This window comes from Jejuia pallidilutea (genome assembly GCF_002973595.1).
Lineage (GTDB): Bacteria > Bacteroidota > Bacteroidia > Flavobacteriales > Flavobacteriaceae > Jejuia > Jejuia pallidilutea.
In genome coordinates, this window is sequence record NZ_PVEO01000001.1 from 90,178 (window position 1) to 106,198 (window position 16,021).

Annotated in this window: 15 protein-coding genes and 1 tRNA gene; 1 reads left to right on the plus strand and 15 read right to left on the minus strand. The window is 33.8% G+C overall.

Annotated features, from left to right (window positions below; translation table 11 throughout):
- Window positions 1–16 precede the first annotated feature (16 nt).
- Complete coding sequence (gene rpe, locus CLV33_RS00430) at window positions 17–679, plus strand: ribulose-phosphate 3-epimerase (protein ID WP_105472246.1); 663 nt, start codon at window positions 17–19, stop codon at window positions 677–679.
- Here rpe and CLV33_RS00435 read toward each other — a convergent pair.
- The 15 genes from CLV33_RS00435 to CLV33_RS00505 all read right to left on the minus strand — a co-directional run bounded on the left by CLV33_RS00435 (window position 676) and on the right by CLV33_RS00505 (window position 15,932).
- A complete protein-coding gene (locus CLV33_RS00435; RefSeq protein WP_170063950.1) occupies window positions 676–1,095 on the minus strand; it encodes a CBS domain-containing protein in 420 nt (139 codons plus the stop codon). The two genes, rpe and CLV33_RS00435, sit on opposite strands and share 4 nt — an antisense overlap.
- Before the next feature lie 163 nt (window positions 1,096–1,258).
- The gene (locus tag CLV33_RS00440; RefSeq protein ID WP_042244988.1) at window positions 1,259–1,678 is read right to left on the minus strand and encodes a CBS domain-containing protein; all 420 of its coding nucleotides are present in this window, start codon (window positions 1,676–1,678) and stop codon (window positions 1,259–1,261) included.
- An 81-nt stretch (window positions 1,679–1,759) separates the two neighbouring features.
- Window positions 1,760–2,614 carry a zinc-dependent peptidase gene (locus CLV33_RS00445; RefSeq protein WP_105472247.1) on the minus strand — a complete coding sequence of 285 codons (855 nt, stop codon included), beginning with the start codon at window positions 2,612–2,614 and terminating at the stop codon, window positions 1,760–1,762.
- A gap of 49 nt (window positions 2,615–2,663) precedes the next feature.
- Window positions 2,664–3,440: a sialate O-acetylesterase gene (locus tag CLV33_RS00450; RefSeq protein WP_105472248.1), complete on the minus strand. Its 777-nt coding sequence runs from the start codon at window positions 3,438–3,440 to the stop codon at window positions 2,664–2,666.
- 10 nt (window positions 3,441–3,450) lie between these two features.
- Window positions 3,451–5,058, minus strand: coding sequence for a sulfatase (locus tag CLV33_RS00455; RefSeq protein WP_105472249.1), 1,608 nt, complete (start codon window positions 5,056–5,058; stop codon window positions 3,451–3,453).
- A gap of 245 nt (window positions 5,059–5,303) precedes the next feature.
- Entirely contained in the window at window positions 5,304–6,722 is a 1,419-nt protein-coding gene (locus CLV33_RS00460; RefSeq protein ID WP_105472250.1) for a sulfatase family protein, read from the minus strand.
- A 260-nt stretch (window positions 6,723–6,982) separates the two neighbouring features.
- Window positions 6,983–7,056: transfer RNA gene (locus tag CLV33_RS00465), tRNA-Arg, on the minus strand.
- A gap of 37 nt (window positions 7,057–7,093) precedes the next feature.
- Window positions 7,094–7,543 carry a GatB/YqeY domain-containing protein gene (locus tag CLV33_RS00470; RefSeq protein WP_105472251.1) on the minus strand — a complete coding sequence of 150 codons (450 nt, stop codon included), beginning with the start codon at window positions 7,541–7,543 and terminating at the stop codon, window positions 7,094–7,096.
- Between the two features lie 255 nt (window positions 7,544–7,798).
- Complete coding sequence (gene ftsZ / locus CLV33_RS00475) at window positions 7,799–9,766, minus strand: cell division protein FtsZ (RefSeq protein ID WP_042244997.1); 1,968 nt, start codon at window positions 9,764–9,766, stop codon at window positions 7,799–7,801.
- Window positions 9,767–9,883: 117 nt separating this feature from the next.
- Window positions 9,884–11,203, minus strand: a complete 1,320-nt coding sequence (gene ftsA, locus CLV33_RS00480) for a cell division protein FtsA (RefSeq protein ID WP_105472252.1) — start codon at window positions 11,201–11,203, stop codon at window positions 9,884–9,886.
- Window positions 11,204–11,206: 3 nt separating this feature from the next.
- Window positions 11,207–11,899: a cell division protein FtsQ/DivIB gene (locus CLV33_RS00485; RefSeq protein ID WP_317045145.1), complete on the minus strand. Its 693-nt coding sequence runs from the start codon at window positions 11,897–11,899 to the stop codon at window positions 11,207–11,209.
- 16 nt (window positions 11,900–11,915) lie between these two features.
- Window positions 11,916–13,268 (minus strand): UDP-N-acetylmuramate--L-alanine ligase, encoded by a 1,353-nt coding sequence (gene murC / locus CLV33_RS00490; protein ID WP_105472254.1) that lies wholly within the window; start codon window positions 13,266–13,268, stop codon window positions 11,916–11,918.
- Complete coding sequence (gene murG, locus CLV33_RS00495) at window positions 13,265–14,359, minus strand: undecaprenyldiphospho-muramoylpentapeptide beta-N-acetylglucosaminyltransferase (RefSeq protein WP_105472255.1); 1,095 nt, start codon at window positions 14,357–14,359, stop codon at window positions 13,265–13,267. The genes murC and murG overlap by 4 nt, the downstream gene beginning before the upstream one ends.
- A 187-nt stretch (window positions 14,360–14,546) precedes the next feature.
- Complete coding sequence (locus CLV33_RS00500; RefSeq protein WP_105472256.1) at window positions 14,547–14,726, minus strand: hypothetical protein; 180 nt, start codon at window positions 14,724–14,726, stop codon at window positions 14,547–14,549.
- A gap of 12 nt (window positions 14,727–14,738) precedes the next feature.
- Window positions 14,739–15,932, minus strand: a complete 1,194-nt coding sequence (locus CLV33_RS00505) for an FtsW/RodA/SpoVE family cell cycle protein (RefSeq protein WP_105472257.1) — start codon at window positions 15,930–15,932, stop codon at window positions 14,739–14,741.
- Window positions 15,933–16,021: the final 89 nt, after the last annotated feature.

Genomic DNA, 16,021 nt, shown 5'->3' on the forward strand with positions numbered 1-16,021 from the left:
AAGAAATTTTTATAGTATGAGTTCTAAACTAATTGCTCCTTCAATGCTTGCTGCCGATTTTGGCAATTTACAACGAGATACAGAAATGGTAAACAATAGTGATGCCGATTGGTTTCACATAGACGTAATGGATGGGCATTTTGTTCCAAATATTTCTTATGGTATGCCAATTATACAAGCTATTAAAAAGCACGCTACAAAACCTCTTGATGTGCATTTAATGATTGAAAAACCAGAACGCTACATCGAGGAATTTGCAAAAGTTGGAGCAGATATTATTACTGTACATTACGAATCTACGGTACATTTACATAGAACCCTTAGGCAAATAAAAGCTACAGGTTGTAAAGCTGGTGTAGTACTTAATCTCACCACACCTGTTTCTGTTTTAGAAGATATTTTACCAGAATGTTTTATGGTACTGCTAATGTCTATAAACCCCGGGTTTGGCGGTCAGAAATTCGAAGATATCACTTATAAGCGTATAAAAAAACTCCGTGAGATGATAAACGAACAAGGTTTAGATACTCGAATAGAAATTGATGGTGGAGTTACTAATAAAAACATTAAAAAGCTTGTAGACGCGGGCGCAGACGTTTTTGTAGCCGGAAGCCATGTTTTTAAAAGCAGCAACCAACAAGAAACTATTAAAGAACTAAAACTTGTTGCAAATTCTTAAAACTGTTTTATAAAATACTTTAATAAATCGGTAGTTGTTACTATACCAACTAAAGTACCGTCTTCAACTACAGGTAATGCATGAAACTCTCGTTCTGCTAATATTTTAGCAGCTTCTTTAATAGGTGTATTAGCACTAATTGTTACAACATCCTTTTGCATTACTTGCTCTATCGTAAAATTATTGTAAACAACAGTTTCTAATCTGTCTTCTTTAACTGATGACGTTTCCGCATAACTTATACGCATTAAATCTGTATAACTAAGCATACCTATAATAGTTTCACCAGAAACTACAGGCATATGTCTTATCTTGTATCTCTTAAACAATAGTTCTGCTCTCTCTAAATCATCAGAACGTGTTAAGGCTATGAGATTTTTGGTCATTATACTAGACACTGAAATTTCCGCTCTCATGGTAATAATTTTTTAGTTGAACATCGAAGTAAAGCAAACTAACTGAAGCAAATTAAAATTTATGGCTTACAGTAAATCTAACTACAATACACAAAAAAACGCTTAACTATATTCAAAACAACACTATTAAATAACCTTGTACAAAGCACACCAGAAACAACAATTAAAATTGTTCTAGTAAATAGTTTATTAAATCGGTGGTAGTTACTATGCCTACCAACTTATTATTATTAACCACAGGCAATGCATGAAACTCCTTTTTAGCAAGTATTTCAGCCACCTCTTTAATAGAGTTTGAAGGCGATACACAAACTATTTTTTTCTTCATAATTTGATCTATGGTAAACATGCTATATACCATTACATCTGCAGCAGTATCATTATCATCAGTTACATCTGCAAAACTTAATCTTAACAAATCAGAATAGCTTAACATGCCCACAATAGTATTGTCCTCAACTACAGGAATATGCCTTATTTTGTATTGTTTGAATAATTTTTCTGCTTTTTCTAAATTATCGTTTCTTTTCAAAGTAATAACATGCTCTGTCATTATCATAGAAATTGGTGCTTTTCGTATCATCTTATTTAGGTGTTTAGTTTACTTTCCTCTAAAATTAGGAATTCAAAAGCAAAAAAATCATGATAAAAATCATGTAGATATTTAATATCCAGCAAAATTGAAGTTCAACATTTGTTTTATTTTGTTGTAAATCTCTGGAAACTTCGCCTTAAAATCTTTAGGTGTTTCAACAAAATTCTCAACCGCAACCGCTATAAACTCAAACTGGTTTGTGTAGGCATAATTTCTAAAATATTCAAAACCCAATAACTCATCTCTTAACGAATTATTTGTTGATATTAGCATTGACAATTCCTTAAAAGAATCAGTAAAAATAGTGGAGCTCACATCGCGTTCTTTTATGCTGTTAAGATGAATGGCATGTGTAAACTCGTGTATTCCTAAATTTAAATTATCGTTTCCAATATCAAAACCTTGCTTAAAATCCTTCCAGGATAGTACCAATGTTTTTAACTTGGGATTAAATTCTCCCTTGTGGTAAGTCTTGTTTACATTTGAATAAAACTTATCTGGGTAAACAACTATTTTTGAAATTAAACCGATATAAAAGTCTCTAAAACCAAACGTTAACATGATGGCTGTTGCAGAGATTAAAACTTTCATTTCTTCAGTAATAACATCTAAATCCCTACCTATAAAATCCTTATCGTTAATAAAGGAAACTACTCTATGCTCAAAATATGTTTTTTCTTTTTTGCTTAGTTTTTTATAAAACGGGAAACTGTTTTGTAAAACAACTCTTTGTTCGGTGTTTAGTTTTTTTAAATTTAAATATAAATGATTGTAAAGCGGTTTTTTATACTTAAGGACGTAACTCATCTCTAACATTCTAAAAGCATAATAAAAAACCAAAGATGCTAATGCTGAAAATAGAATTCCTAAAATTACTGGATTTCCGTAATAAACTACCTCGTTAACAATTATAGTAATCAGCATATGGCAATAACGAATATTTCAACCAATAATTATAAGAAACTTATAATTATTAATCTAATAATTTTAGCATTTCTTCTGCATATCGCCTCCCTAAAAGTCTTTGACTAGCACTATCAAAATGGGTTTTGTCGATGGTAGATGTACTATCTGTTTTTACTACCGCTGTATGAATAATCGATTTAGGTAATTCTAAAAGCATTTTGTTAAAATTTATTCTCTCAGGTTTATCTGGTGATAATTGCCCTACTACAAAAGGCAAATTAGGCAAATTAAAATCGTTACGTATAGCCTTTATTAAGGTTATTAATTTAGGCATGTACGTGTTGTAATGTGCAGTATTAGACTCCCCTTGATGCCACAAAACACCTTTTAGAACACCGTTTTTTAAGGCTTTACTTGTTCTTATTACAGCCTGTTGGTATAATGTACCATTAGGCGCCCATTCTTCTATAGAAGTACCTCCTTTTGCATTAACAACTAATCCTATGTTTTTATTTGGGTTAGCTTTTATCATTGCTTTAGCAAAAGCATATCCAGGGCCTAATTTTTGCATACTTAACTTCTTTCTTACTGTAGAGTATGTATTTAATGGATTTACAGCTTTATTCCAAATATTTCCTTTTTCACCTGTAAATAAAAACACATGTTCTAGACTATCGCTATCTTGGGGCTCAATTATTGCTCTTCCTGCCATGTTAGATTGCCCAATGAGCAAATAAACCTCCATATCATTAGGTACTTTATTTGTTAAATATTTTGGTGTTTTACATCCATACAAAAAAGCAGTTACCAATAATAATCTGGCTTTTGTTTTAAAGCTATTCATTTTACCTATGTTATTTTAACCAAATAGGAATTGAGTCCTTTGCAATCCATCGTTGCACCCTTTTATCTAAATTATCGCCTTCCCATTTACTAGAGCCTGCAGGTAATGCATCGTGGTCTGGCAACCACTTTTTGTGTTCTTCAATAACTTTGGCATACAGTGGATTCTTAGCTAAATTAGTATGTTCATCAGGGTCTGAGTTATGGTTGTACAATTCTTCACCACCATCTCTATAACGAATATACCGCCAGTTATTGCTTATAACCGCATGGTTTTTATAATACCATGTTGATAGTACAAATCTATTTTTAATGGTTTCTGGTTTATATAAATGTGAAACTAAACTTTCGCCTTGTAATTCTTGTACTTTTGGTAAATTACACAATTCTACAAGTGTGGGGTAAATATCTAATAAGCTAACTACTTGTTTGCTCTTATACTTATTTTTATTATTAGGGACTCTAAAAAATAATGGGACTTTGGTTGCTTCTTGCCATAAGGCTTGTTTTCTAAAATGCTTTTTCTCTCCTAAATGTTGACCATGATCAGACCACAAAACTATAATTGTATTATTTGCATAAGAACTTTTTTTTAATGCTTCTACCACTTTTCCTATTTGTTCATCAACAAATGTTATACAAGCTAAGTACGACTGTACTAATTCTGGCAAAAAATTCTCTTTAGCTTTAACATCTTGCCAACCGCCTTTAGGAGTACTTCCAAAGGCTATAGCTTTTCCCATTAAAGGTATATCGTTAAACTCGTTTTCAGGCACTTTAGGTACTACTATATCTTCTATAGGATATAAATCAAAATACTTTTTAGGAGCTGTATACGGTACATGTGGCCTAATGAAGCCGATTGAGAGAAAAAAGGGGTTTTTATGAGGCTGCTTTAGTTTATTTATAGCCCAATTAGCTATTTGTTCATCATACATACCTTTTTCTGGTATATCGTTATCGTCTAAAGGACCACCACATAACGAATAAAATCTATTTCTGGATTTAAAATAATTGTTAATAGTATCCTTACCGTATAATTCTACAAGCTGACCTCCATTTTCTGGAAACGGATAAAACATAGCCCCTCTATACCCGTACCCATTTGCTTTTATATGAGGCTCCATGTTTTTCCAAAAATGTGGAGAATACTCTGTCCAAAAATCATCTGTTTTCTCTGGATAATCAGACTCTCCACTATGAAAAACTTTTCCTGTAGCATAGGTATTATATCCATTTGCTTTAAAATATTCAGGAAGCATCATATGGTTAACCATAACTTTATTGTAGTTTTTTTTCATGTTCTTAGTAGAACTATACCAACCCGAAGAAGTAGGATGTATTCCACTTAAAACAGAATTTCTTGATGCCGTACAAACAGGTTGAGAACAATGTGCATTAGTAAATAGAACACCTTCTGCAAAAAGTTTATCCATATTTGGCGTTATAGCTTGAGGATGGCCTAACAATGCCCCTTCCCAGTCATTTAAATCATCTACAGAAATAAAGAGCACATTAGGCTTTGTAATTTTATTTTGTACTTTAACTTTACAATTGGCAAATAGTAAAACACCTATTATCGATAGAATTAATTTTATATACCTGATTTTTCCTTTCATTGTAAGAGTCAAAATATTCTATTAAACTACTATACACCCGTGTATTTAATGTAAGCTTTTCAACGGGTTAGTAAGTACTACTCCTTTTACCCCGCTTTATGATACTCATTTACTTTAGCACCTTCTAAAGATATTTTTTTATAGCATCGTTTGCACGATTAGTAGTTGTTTTACAGCCAAAAAAGAATAGTAATTAGCACTATAGAAATTAAGTTTTTTTATTAATAATCTCTAAAATTTATCCTTTACCATTGGTAGTCTTTACCTTCTCTACTAGCTTTCCACGACATTTTTATTTTTTCTAATTCTAAACACATTTTCTTAAAAAGCTCTGGTTTTTCTAAGGCTAAATTATTTGTTTCTGCCGGATCGTTTTCCAAATCAAAAAGCATCATATCGTCACCTACTTCTGGAATACAAATCTTATACTGACCATTGATGTAAGCATATAATTCTGTTTTTTTATAAAGGCGCTGATACCCAAAAGCCACAGGATTTTTATCAATATTAACGTCACCATTTATAAGTGGTTTTAAACTTATTCCGTCTAGAGGAACTTTTTTATTTGGCTTAATATTTAAAAGATCAAGTATAGTTGGAAAATAATCGTTGGTAGATGTTTGTGCATTAGAAACTGTACCTTTTTTAATATGCCCTGGCCAATAAATTAATGATGGCACACGCAAACCACCTTCCCACATTTGGTGTTTATGCCCTCTAAAAGGTCCTGCTGATGCAATACCTCTTTTTGCTAGTGGATCAGATGGCCCATTATCACTACAGAAAAAAATAAGGGTATTTTCATCGATATTATTGTTTTTTAAGAATGTATTTAAGCGTCCTATTTGTTCGTCCATAGCAGTAATACAACCATATAGGTGTTTTTTAGCCTTAGGCAAATTGGGGTATTTTGCCAAATACTCTGGTCCAGCAACTACTGGCTCGTGTGGCGCATGAAACCATACCGTAGCAAAAAAAGGCGCTTTGTTTTCAATAGAATTTTCAATAAACGGAATAACCCTATCCATTATAACCCTGCTATCATCGCCATCTAAATTTTTTGTTACAGGCTTACCATTTTCAATATAAATAGATCCTCCCCAGGAACCATCTGCTTTTGCTCCCCAACTATTCCATCCTTTTGGTGTTTTAGTAGGGTTCCATGTTGGCACCGCACTTTTAGTGGCAAAAGTTTCTTCGTACCCATGATGCCATGGTGGTGAATAAACACCTCTAGATTCTACCTTGTCTGGTTGTAGCCACCCCATATGCCATTTACCAAAAAAACCTGTTTTATAGCCTTGTTGTTTTAGTATCTCAGCTATTGTTTTTTCTGCTGGACGCATACCTGCCGTATGAGCAGCAAAAATCCCCTGTCTAAATGGGCTTCTGCCTGTTAATACACTTGCTCTAGTTGGAGAACATAATGGGGCAGCCGCATAAAAACTAGTTAGTGTTATTCCTTTTTTAGACATACCATCAAGATGGGGTGTAATTATTACATCGTTACCATTAAAACCAACATCGCCGTAACCTAAATCATCGGCCATAATGAGTATAATGTTTGGCATGTCTGCTTGATTAACTTCTTGAGCATTACTATAAAAAAAATTAAAACTTACACTAAGGGCTATTAGTAATTGGTAAATTAGAATACGTCTCATATAATATTTGAGCTAATAATTTTAGACAAAATTCAATATCAAAAAAAATAGAGATTTGGGTACAATACTATTTTAATAAATTTTACTACCAATACAACAAAAGAGGTTTACTGTTTTTAAATTAATAGAAATTGGTGTGTTTTATTTCAATGGCATTAAAAACAATAGAAAGCATACCAACGAACTTATTACAATAGTATTTTTAATTTAAAAAACTTAACCTATGCAACAACAAACAATACTGTAACGCTTGTAACTTGTGACCGCGGAGGGATTCGAACCCCCAACCCTCAGAGCCGAAATCTGATATTCTATCCAGTTGAACTACGCAGCCTTTCAATCCTGCGAAAGCAGGAATCGCTTTTATTATTTTAACTTAATTTTTGTTTTACAATATTTGAAATGGTTTTTCCATCGGCTTGTCCTGCTAATTCTTTACTAACCATTCCCATAACCTTCCCCATGTCTTTCATGCCTTCTGCTCCTACTTGAGATATAGTAGCATCTACTACTTTCTCAATCTCTTCTTCAGATAGGGCTTCTGGCAAGAACTGACTTATAATTTCTGCTTCAGCCAATTCTGGTGCCGCCAAATCTTCTCTTCCTTGTTCTAAATAAACTGCAGCACTGTCCTTTCTTTGTTTTACTTGTTTTTGAAGAATTTTAAGCCCCTGTTCTTCTGTTAATTCTTCAGCTGCATTGCTTTCGGTTTTTGCTAATAATATAGCAGACTTTATTGCTCTTAAAGCCTGTAAAGCTGTTTGGTCTTTTGCTTTCATGGCATCTTTTAAGGCTGTCATTATATCTTGTTGTAAACTCATAAACTTTGTTTTGAAAGTGTTGCGAAGATAGAAAAAAGTTAAGAATTTAACAGTGAAATGAATATAATAGATTATGTGTTTTGAGAGAACTATCTTTAAGTAATCCTGCTTTTCAGGGGGATTAGTTCAATTTGTTATTTTTACTGCAATTTTTAGGCTTGTAAAAAAATGAGTTTTACTAAAAAATCCCGAAAAGAATGAGGGAAACTCTTCGGGATCATAACTAAAGTGAGGTTAAACACAGAAGTGCTGTTCTTAGTCTACATTATCATGTAAAAAAGAATTATTTGTTCTTATTTGAATATCGTCGTTATCGTCTAATCCAACACTTGTTCTAGACATATCTGTTTCAGATGAATGTTTTGCTTCATCTAAATTAACACCTTGCCTCTTGTAGGCAGGCACTTTTTCTATGTCATCAATTTTTGAATTATTAAATTTATAATTAAAGTCTTTCATTTTACGTCTGCGTTCTGCAGTACGTTGTTTTAATATTTCAGAAATTGGCAACTCTGTGGCTTCTACATCTTCTTCCTCTGATGTTTCAGTAATATCCTCCTGAAGTACCTTTCTTTCAAAAACAATATCTTCTTGAACTTCTTCTACAACTTCGTTAACTTTAGTTTTAGATGGGTTCATTGCAGATTCTGCTTCAATATAATCATCGAGAGCGTAACGAATATCGTTACCGTCTTCATTTGTTTCGGTAACCGTAATTAGCTCTACGTAATCATTTACAGGTAGGTCTTTAACCTCATCTTCATCGAGGCTATATGTTATTTTTTCTTCTGGTTCCTGCTCTTCTACTTTTTCGGTAGGCAAAGGCAAATCAAAAGTTAAGGTTATTTGCTGATCTTCATCTTCATGCTCTATAACTTCTTCTTCCTTGGCTTCCATAGTGGTAACAGGCTTTATTATAAAATCGTCTTCCTCTACTCCTGCTTTAACCTCTTCATATACCACATCCATGTTTTTTATAAATTCTGATGTTGGTATTAAGGTAATATCTTTGGGTTTGTCGCTTGTTTTAGGTTTTTCTACCACTACTTTTTCTGCGGAGGTTATCTCTTCTTCTACTTCGTCTAAATCTAATGTATGCCTTACAATAGGGTTTGGTTCTTTTTTCTCTAACTCTACCATTGGCGCTATTATAACCGGCTCTTTATCTTTAGTCTCAGAGTCGTCTTCCAAAGCGTGAACTACCTTTTTAGTTTCGGTATTTGAAATTTCATCCTGCTGTTCTATATTAAAGCCTGTAGCAATAATAGTTACAGAAATTGACTCTTCTAAAGTTTCATCTTCACCTACACCCATAATGATGTTTGCGCCATGACCTGCTTCGTTTTGAATATGGTCGTTAATTTCCCCTATTTCATCAATAGTAATTTCTTGTGCTCCAGAAACAATAAGTAACAATACATTTTTAGCTCCTGTAATTTTGTTATCGTTTAATAATGGAGAATCTAAAGCTTTACGAATAGCATCTTGGGCTCTATTTTGACCTGATGCGATTGAAGATCCCATAATTGCAGTACCACTGTTACTTAGTACTGTTTTAGCATCTCGTAAATCTATGTTTTGTGTATAGTGATGTGTAATAACTTCGGCTATTCCGCGAGCAGCAGTAGATAGCACTTCATCGGCTTTGGAGAACCCAGCTTTAAATCCAAGATTTCCGTATACTTCACGAAGTTTGTTATTGTTTATTACTATTAGGGAATCTACAACTTCTCTTAATTTTTCGATTCCTTTTTGAGATTGCTCTAAACGCATTTTTCCTTCAAACTGAAACGGCATAGTTACAATACCAACGGTTAAGATATCTTTATCTTTGGCCATTTTTGCAATTATTGGTGCAGCACCTGTTCCAGTACCACCGCCCATACCTGCGGTAATAAAAACCATTTTAGTATTAGTATCTAGCATTTGCGAAATTTCGTCAAAACTCTCTACTGCAGATTGTTCTCCTATATCTGGGTTTGCACCAGCACCTAATCCTTCGGTTAAGTTCACACCTAACTGTATTTTGTTAGGCACACCACTATTTTGTAGTGCTTGTGCATCGGTATTACAGATATAAAAATCTACGCCTTTTATACCCTGTTGGAACATGTGATTAATAGCATTGCTGCCGCCACCGCCAACACCGATAACCTTTATTACATTTGATTGGTTTTTAGGTAAATCAAATGCAATGCTTTCGAATTCGTTTTTGCTGCTCATAAATTCTTGTTTTCTGGGGTTCTAAATATTATATTTTAATCAATGGTTAATTATTCTTTGCGCCATCTGGCAACTTCTCTAAAATTGTATGCTAAACAATTTCTACTTTTCTAGTTCTTATTCTGCGTTATCTAAAAAATCTTTAACGCGTTCGGTTAATTTATCCAAAAACGACTTACGTTCTTTTACAGGCTTTTCTATTTCCTCCTCGCTAACAGCTTCATCTTTAATTTGTTCTTCATATACCTCTTGTTCCTGCTGCTCTACCTTCTTACGTTCCTTACGCTTTAGTCCGTCTAAAACTAAACCTACTGCGGTAGCGTACAACGGGCTCGTAACATCTGCATCACTATCGCCAGCTAAATGCTCGTTAGGATACCCTATCCTGGTATCCATTCCCGTTATATATTCTACCAATTGCTTTAAATGCTTTAACTGGCTACCACCACCAGTTAACACTATGCCTGCAATTAATTTCTTTTTTTGCTCTTCGTGTCCGTAATTTTTTATTTCTGCGAACACTTGTTCTACAATTTCTACAACTCGTGCGTGAATAATTCTAGAAAGGTTTTTTAAAGTAATTTCTTTAGGCTCTCGTCCTCTTAACCCAGGTATAGATACAATTTCGTTATCTTTATTTTCTCCTGGCCACGCTGAACCAAATTTTATTTTTAACAGTTCTGCTTGTTTTTCTATTATGGAACACCCTTCCTTAATGTCTTCTGTAATAACGTTTCCACCAAAAGGAATAACTGCTGTATGACGAATGATGCCGTCTCTAAAAATGGCCAAATCGGTAGTTCCGCCCCCAATATCAATTAAGGCGACACCAGCTTCTTTTTCTTCTTGACTTAATACTGCGTTTGCTGATGCCAAAGGCTCTAGTGTGATACCTTCAAGATTTAAACCAGAACTTTGCACGCAGCGCCCAATATTTCTAATGGATGAAACTTGCCCAACAACCACATGAAAGTTTGCTTCTAAACGGCCACCGTACATGCCAATTGGCTCTTTAATTTCGGCTTGTCCGTCTACTTTAAATTCTTGTGGCAATACATGGATTATTTCTTCACCAGGAAGCATTACCAATTTATGTACTTGGTTAATGAGCCTATCTATATCATCCTCATCTATCACCGTTTCAGAATTTGGCCTTGTGATATAGTCACTATGCTGTAAACTACGAATATGTTGTCCTGCAATGCCTACAGTAACTTCTTCAATCTTTAATTCGGCAGTAGCTTCTGCCTCTTGCACAGCCTGCTGAATAGATTGTATAGTTTGGGTAATATTATTTACAACACCACGATGCACACCCAAACTTTTAGATTTACCAATACCTAAAATCTCAAGTTTGCCGTATTCGTTTCTACGACCAATCATTGCCACAATTTTTGTGGTTCCTATATCTAAACCTACTGCTAAATTATGTTCCATGTTTTACGTTTTGGTACACACCACTTGATTATCAAATTGCAAATTTACTTTGCTGTACTTATCTAACGTTTTTTCTTTTAAACTCTTTTTGTAAAACGCTTTTAAGTTGTTTATTTTCTTATCCAAAAGTTTTAAACTTCCCAGATTCACTATAAAATTACACTGTCTTAGTCTTAAAGCTATAGCGCCATTTACACTTTGGTGAATCTCTACTACATGCTGTTTTAAAAAATTGTCCGCTTCTACTTTTTGGGCAACTCTAAAAACATGTTTTAAATTATTTTTCTCAACATAACCTGTAACCAATGGCACTCTTGCAGTATAATTGCTGGACAAGGGCATAAAACCACCCTCATCATCTATATAGTAAGATGCGTTTGTGTTTACTCTCGCAACAGGTCTTTTTTGTTTTATTTCGGCGTTAAGTGTTCCATTTACAGCAACATACACCTCTGCCGATTTTATCATGGGATTAGAATTTAGGGCCAATTCTAACACATTCAAATCTAAAGTTTCTTTAGGCACATTTTTAATACTGTCTTGATTTTGTATTAACAATTTACTAACAGTCTCATGGGTGATAAATAGATTGTTTTCACCTAAGAATGAAATGTTAGGCTTTGTAACATTTCTTACATTGTTTTTAACTGAAGCAAAAGCATACAAAAACACTACTATACCAAGTAGAACTATCATTTTTATGTAATTCCAGTTAACTCGCAACGCTTAATTCTTTTTTTATTTGTTTTACTTCTTCTCCAATATCACCAGCCCCAATAGTTAAAATTACTTGTGCAGAACTTTTACGTATTTCAGAGATTAAATCCTGTTTACTTACCAGTTTTTTATTAGTATTTTTTATTTTACTTAAAAGCCAGTTTGAAGTTACACCTTCTATAGGCAGCTCCCTAGCTGGATAAATATCTAGTAACATCAATTCATCAAATTGAGATAAGCTTTTAGCAAAATCATCTATAAAATCTCGTGTTCTACTATACAGATGCGGTTGGAATATGGCCAGCACCTTTTTGTCTGGGTACATTTCTCTAATGGCGGCGTGTACCGCATTAATCTCTTCTGGATGGTGCGCATAATCGTCTATAAACACTAAATCGTTTGTTTTAATGTGATAGGTAAACCTACGCTTAACTCCCTTGTATGTAGCTAAAGCATCGGCAAGCTGCTGGTGAGAGACTCCAAATTCAGCAGCCATTGCCATTGCCACTAATGCGTTTGATAGGTTGTGTCTTCCTGGTAGATTAAACTCCAAGTTTTTTATAGTAGTTTCTGGTGTTTTAATATCAAAAATATAAGCGCCGTTTTCTATTTTTATATTCTGAACAGCATATGCAGCATTATCTTCTATACCATAGGTAATACCTTGAATAGGCAAACCATTTCTAACAAATAGTTTTCCCTGAGGTTTTATTTTTTTTGAAAAGTCTTCGAATGATTTTTGTAATTCTGTTGCATTGCCGTAAATATCCAAGTGGTCTGCATCCATAGAAGTGATGCAAGCTAAATTTGGAGACAAGGTTAAAAACGACCTATCGAACTCATCAGCTTCAACTACTGAAACTTCATCGCCATTCAAAATTAAATTAGAATTATAATTTTCGCTAATACCACCTAAAAACGCAGTTAACCTAACACCAGATTGATATAAAAGATGCCCCAAAATACTAGTTGTTGTTGTTTTTCCATGGGTACCTGCAACAGCTAAACAAAAGGTGTTTTCTGTAATTAAACCTAGTACTTTAGAACGTTTCATTACATTGAAACCATGTGCTATAAAATACTGTAATTGCGACTGTTGTTTTGGAATTGCCGGCGTATAAACTACTAGCGTATGCGCCTTGTTTCGAAACACTTCATTTATATGCTTTGTATCATCTTCAAAATGAACAGGAATTCCAGAACTTTCCAGTGCATCGGTAATTTCAGAGCGTGTTTTATCGTATCCTGAAACGTGTTTTCCAACAGATTTAAAATAGCGCGCCAAAGCACTCATACCGATACCTCCGACACCTATAAAAAAGACGTTATGTACGCTATTTAAATTCATTTTTTTAGTAATGCTTCTACTTCGTCTGCTATATCTTTTGTTGCGTTAACCAATGCTAACTCTTTTATATTTTCACTCAATTTTTGTTGTTTTTCTTTTGATGCGATTAACTGTGAAAATTTATTTTCAAAATCAGCTCCTAGATCCTCTTCCTTAATTATCATAGCAGCTTCTTTATTAACAACCGCCATAGCATTTTTAGTTTGATGATCTTCGGCTACATTTGGTGACGGTATAAAAATTACGGGCTTACCCACAATACATAATTCTGACACCGAACTTGCTCCCGCCCTAGAAATTATAATATCTGCCGCAGCATATGCCAAATCCATTTGGTTTAAAAATTCGTAAACCCTAACAGTTTTAGAATTACCATAAAGTTTATATTGTTGGTAATACAACTTACCACACTGCCATATAATTTCTACGTTATGAACATCAAAAAAATCAAGCTCCTTTTCAATCAATTCATTAATACGTCTTGCTCCCAAACTACCACCAAGAACCAACAAAGTACACTTACCTTCTTTTAGATTGAAATGCTTTTTTGCCTCAGCCGCTTTTCCAGCAATACTTAATAAGTCTTGCCGCACAGGGTTTCCTGTAATTTTAATTTTTTCCTTTGGAAAAAACCGCTCCAACCCTTGGTAAGCAACACATATTTTATTTGCTTTTTTTGAAAGCAACTTATTAGTAATCCCTGGATACGAATTTTGCTCTTGTATTAAGGTTGGAATATTTTTTGAAGCCGCCACAAACAATAATGGCCCGCTTGCAAAACCACCCGTACCTATGGCCACATCTGGTTTAAAGGATTTAATTATTTTCCGCGCTTTCCAAATACTACTTAAAACTTTAAACGGAAACATAAGGTTTTTTAACGTTAGCCGTCTTTGTATTCCCGAAATCCAAAGGCCTTTAATTGCGTAACCTGCTTTTGGCACTTTTTCCATTTCCATTCTATCTTTCGCTCCTACAAACAGAAACTCAGATTCTGGAAATCTTGCTTTTAATTCATTAGCAATTGCAATTGCAGGATAAATATGTCCTCCTGTGCCACCACCAGATAATATAATTTTATATGTTTTCAATTTACAATTCACAATTTACCATTTACGATTCCCCATCGTTTTAATTGACGCTTCTAAAATTGACAATACCCCAACCATCTTTATGCAATCACTTTATTTTTTTTATGTTCTTTATAGCTTATTTCTAAAAACAATTCTTAAAAATATATACTTTCATCTTCCTCCGCTTCGACCATCTTTAACTTGTTTATAAAATCAGCATAAATTTAGCCCTACATGCCACTCTATAATTTCCCTCTACAGCACCAGAACCTCTTATTAATTGATCACTATACGCATTATACTCCCTAGAAACCGGAAACTTAGCACACAATCTCCAATAACCTGAAGCATACTTTCTGGTTGTATTTTTTAATAGTTCTTTCATTAATCGTAATCATCAAATGGTTTCCGAAAGGATTTCTAACGGATTATCTTCATTTATTTCTTGTTGTTTTATTTCTTCTCGCCTCGCACTTACACTTAAAATTATACCAATCGCAAGACAGGTCATCCAAATAGAAGTACCACCACTACTAATAAGTGGTAAGGTTTGCCCAGTAACTGGAAATAATTCTACAGCTACCGCCATATTTATTAATGCTTGAAAAATTATTGGCAAACCAACACCTAAAACCAATAATTTACCAAAAACAGTATCAGCTTTTTGGGCTACTATTACCACCCTAAATAATAACCACAAATACAAAAGCATTATTAAAAACCCACCAATAAGACCATATTCTTCAATAATAATGGCAAATATGAAATCTGATGATGATTGGGGTAAAAAATTCTTTTGAATACTTTTTCCTGGGCCAACCCCTTTAATTTTTCCTGAAGCAATGGCTATTTTAGCTTTTTCTATTTGATAATCTGCCTCTGTATCTTCACCATTCCAATAATTTTTAATTCTGTTTTCCCAAGTATTTACTTTTACCCTTAAAGGCCCTTCAGTTGTTTTGGCTACTAATACAAAAAAGGTTAATGCTATTATGCCAGAACCTAGAATAACAGCCAAATATTTTACAGGATACCCTCCTAAAAATACCAATACCAATACCATTGTAAATATTATGGCAGTTGTAGAAAAATTAGATGGTAAAATTAGGGCCAACACCAAAAACACCGGTATCCACAATGGCAATATGGAAGATTTAAATGTTATGGTTTTATCTTTCATTTTAGACAAATACCGCGCCACATAAATCATAAGCACTACCGCTGCAAAAGTTGATGTTTGAAACGACATGTTTACAAACGGTATTTGTATCCATCTGCTTGCACTTGCGCCTTCTACGGTTGTACCTTGTAAAATTGTAATAGCTAACAACACCAAAACAATAGGAATCATTACCAACGACAACCCTCTAAAATAACGGTAAGGAATTTTATGAACCCCATACATAATAGAAAACCCTAGCAATAAATGCACAAAATGTTTTATAAAAAAAGTAAAAGTATTACTGCCACCACCTCGGTAAGCCAAATTACTAGCAGCACTGTATACCGGCAAAAACGATAGAATAGCCAATAGCGCCACTATTGCCCATATTAACCGATCTCCTTTTATATTTTTAAATATTTGCTGCATTTTTACTTACGCTATTGAAAGCCTTCTAAAAAGAAAATTTTAGTGTTTTAATTATTATTTAGTGCATTAGATACGATGACATTAATATG

Bases quoted from the DNA above. Each gene is read 5' to 3' on its own strand.
- rpe (WP_105472246.1), top strand. From the start codon at position 17: ATGAGTTCTAAACTAATTGCTCCTTCAATGCTTGCTGCCGATTTTGGC.
- CLV33_RS00435 (WP_170063950.1), bottom strand. From the start codon at position 1,095: ATGAGAGCGGAAATTTCAGTGTCTAGTATAATGACCAAAAATCTCATA.
- CLV33_RS00440 (WP_042244988.1), bottom strand. From the start codon at position 1,678: ATGATACGAAAAGCACCAATTTCTATGATAATGACAGAGCATGTTATT.
- CLV33_RS00445 (WP_105472247.1), bottom strand. From the start codon at position 2,614: ATGCTGATTACTATAATTGTTAACGAGGTAGTTTATTACGGAAATCCA.
- CLV33_RS00450 (WP_105472248.1), bottom strand. From the start codon at position 3,440: ATGAATAGCTTTAAAACAAAAGCCAGATTATTATTGGTAACTGCTTTT.
- CLV33_RS00455 (WP_105472249.1), bottom strand. From the start codon at position 5,058: ATGAAAGGAAAAATCAGGTATATAAAATTAATTCTATCGATAATAGGT.
- CLV33_RS00460 (WP_105472250.1), bottom strand. From the start codon at position 6,722: ATGAGACGTATTCTAATTTACCAATTACTAATAGCCCTTAGTGTAAGT.
- CLV33_RS00470 (WP_105472251.1), bottom strand. From the start codon at position 7,543: ATGAGTTTACAACAAGATATAATGACAGCCTTAAAAGATGCCATGAAA.
- ftsZ (WP_042244997.1), bottom strand. From the start codon at position 9,766: ATGAGCAGCAAAAACGAATTCGAAAGCATTGCATTTGATTTACCTAAA.
- ftsA (WP_105472252.1), bottom strand. From the start codon at position 11,203: ATGGAACATAATTTAGCAGTAGGTTTAGATATAGGAACCACAAAAATT.
- CLV33_RS00485 (WP_317045145.1), bottom strand. From the start codon at position 11,899: ATGATAGTTCTACTTGGTATAGTAGTGTTTTTGTATGCTTTTGCTTCA.
- murC (WP_105472254.1), bottom strand. From the start codon at position 13,268: ATGAATTTAAATAGCGTACATAACGTCTTTTTTATAGGTGTCGGAGGT.
- CLV33_RS00500 (WP_105472256.1), bottom strand. From the start codon at position 14,726: ATGAAAGAACTATTAAAAAATACAACCAGAAAGTATGCTTCAGGTTAT.
- CLV33_RS00505 (WP_105472257.1), bottom strand. From the start codon at position 15,932: ATGCAGCAAATATTTAAAAATATAAAAGGAGATCGGTTAATATGGGCA.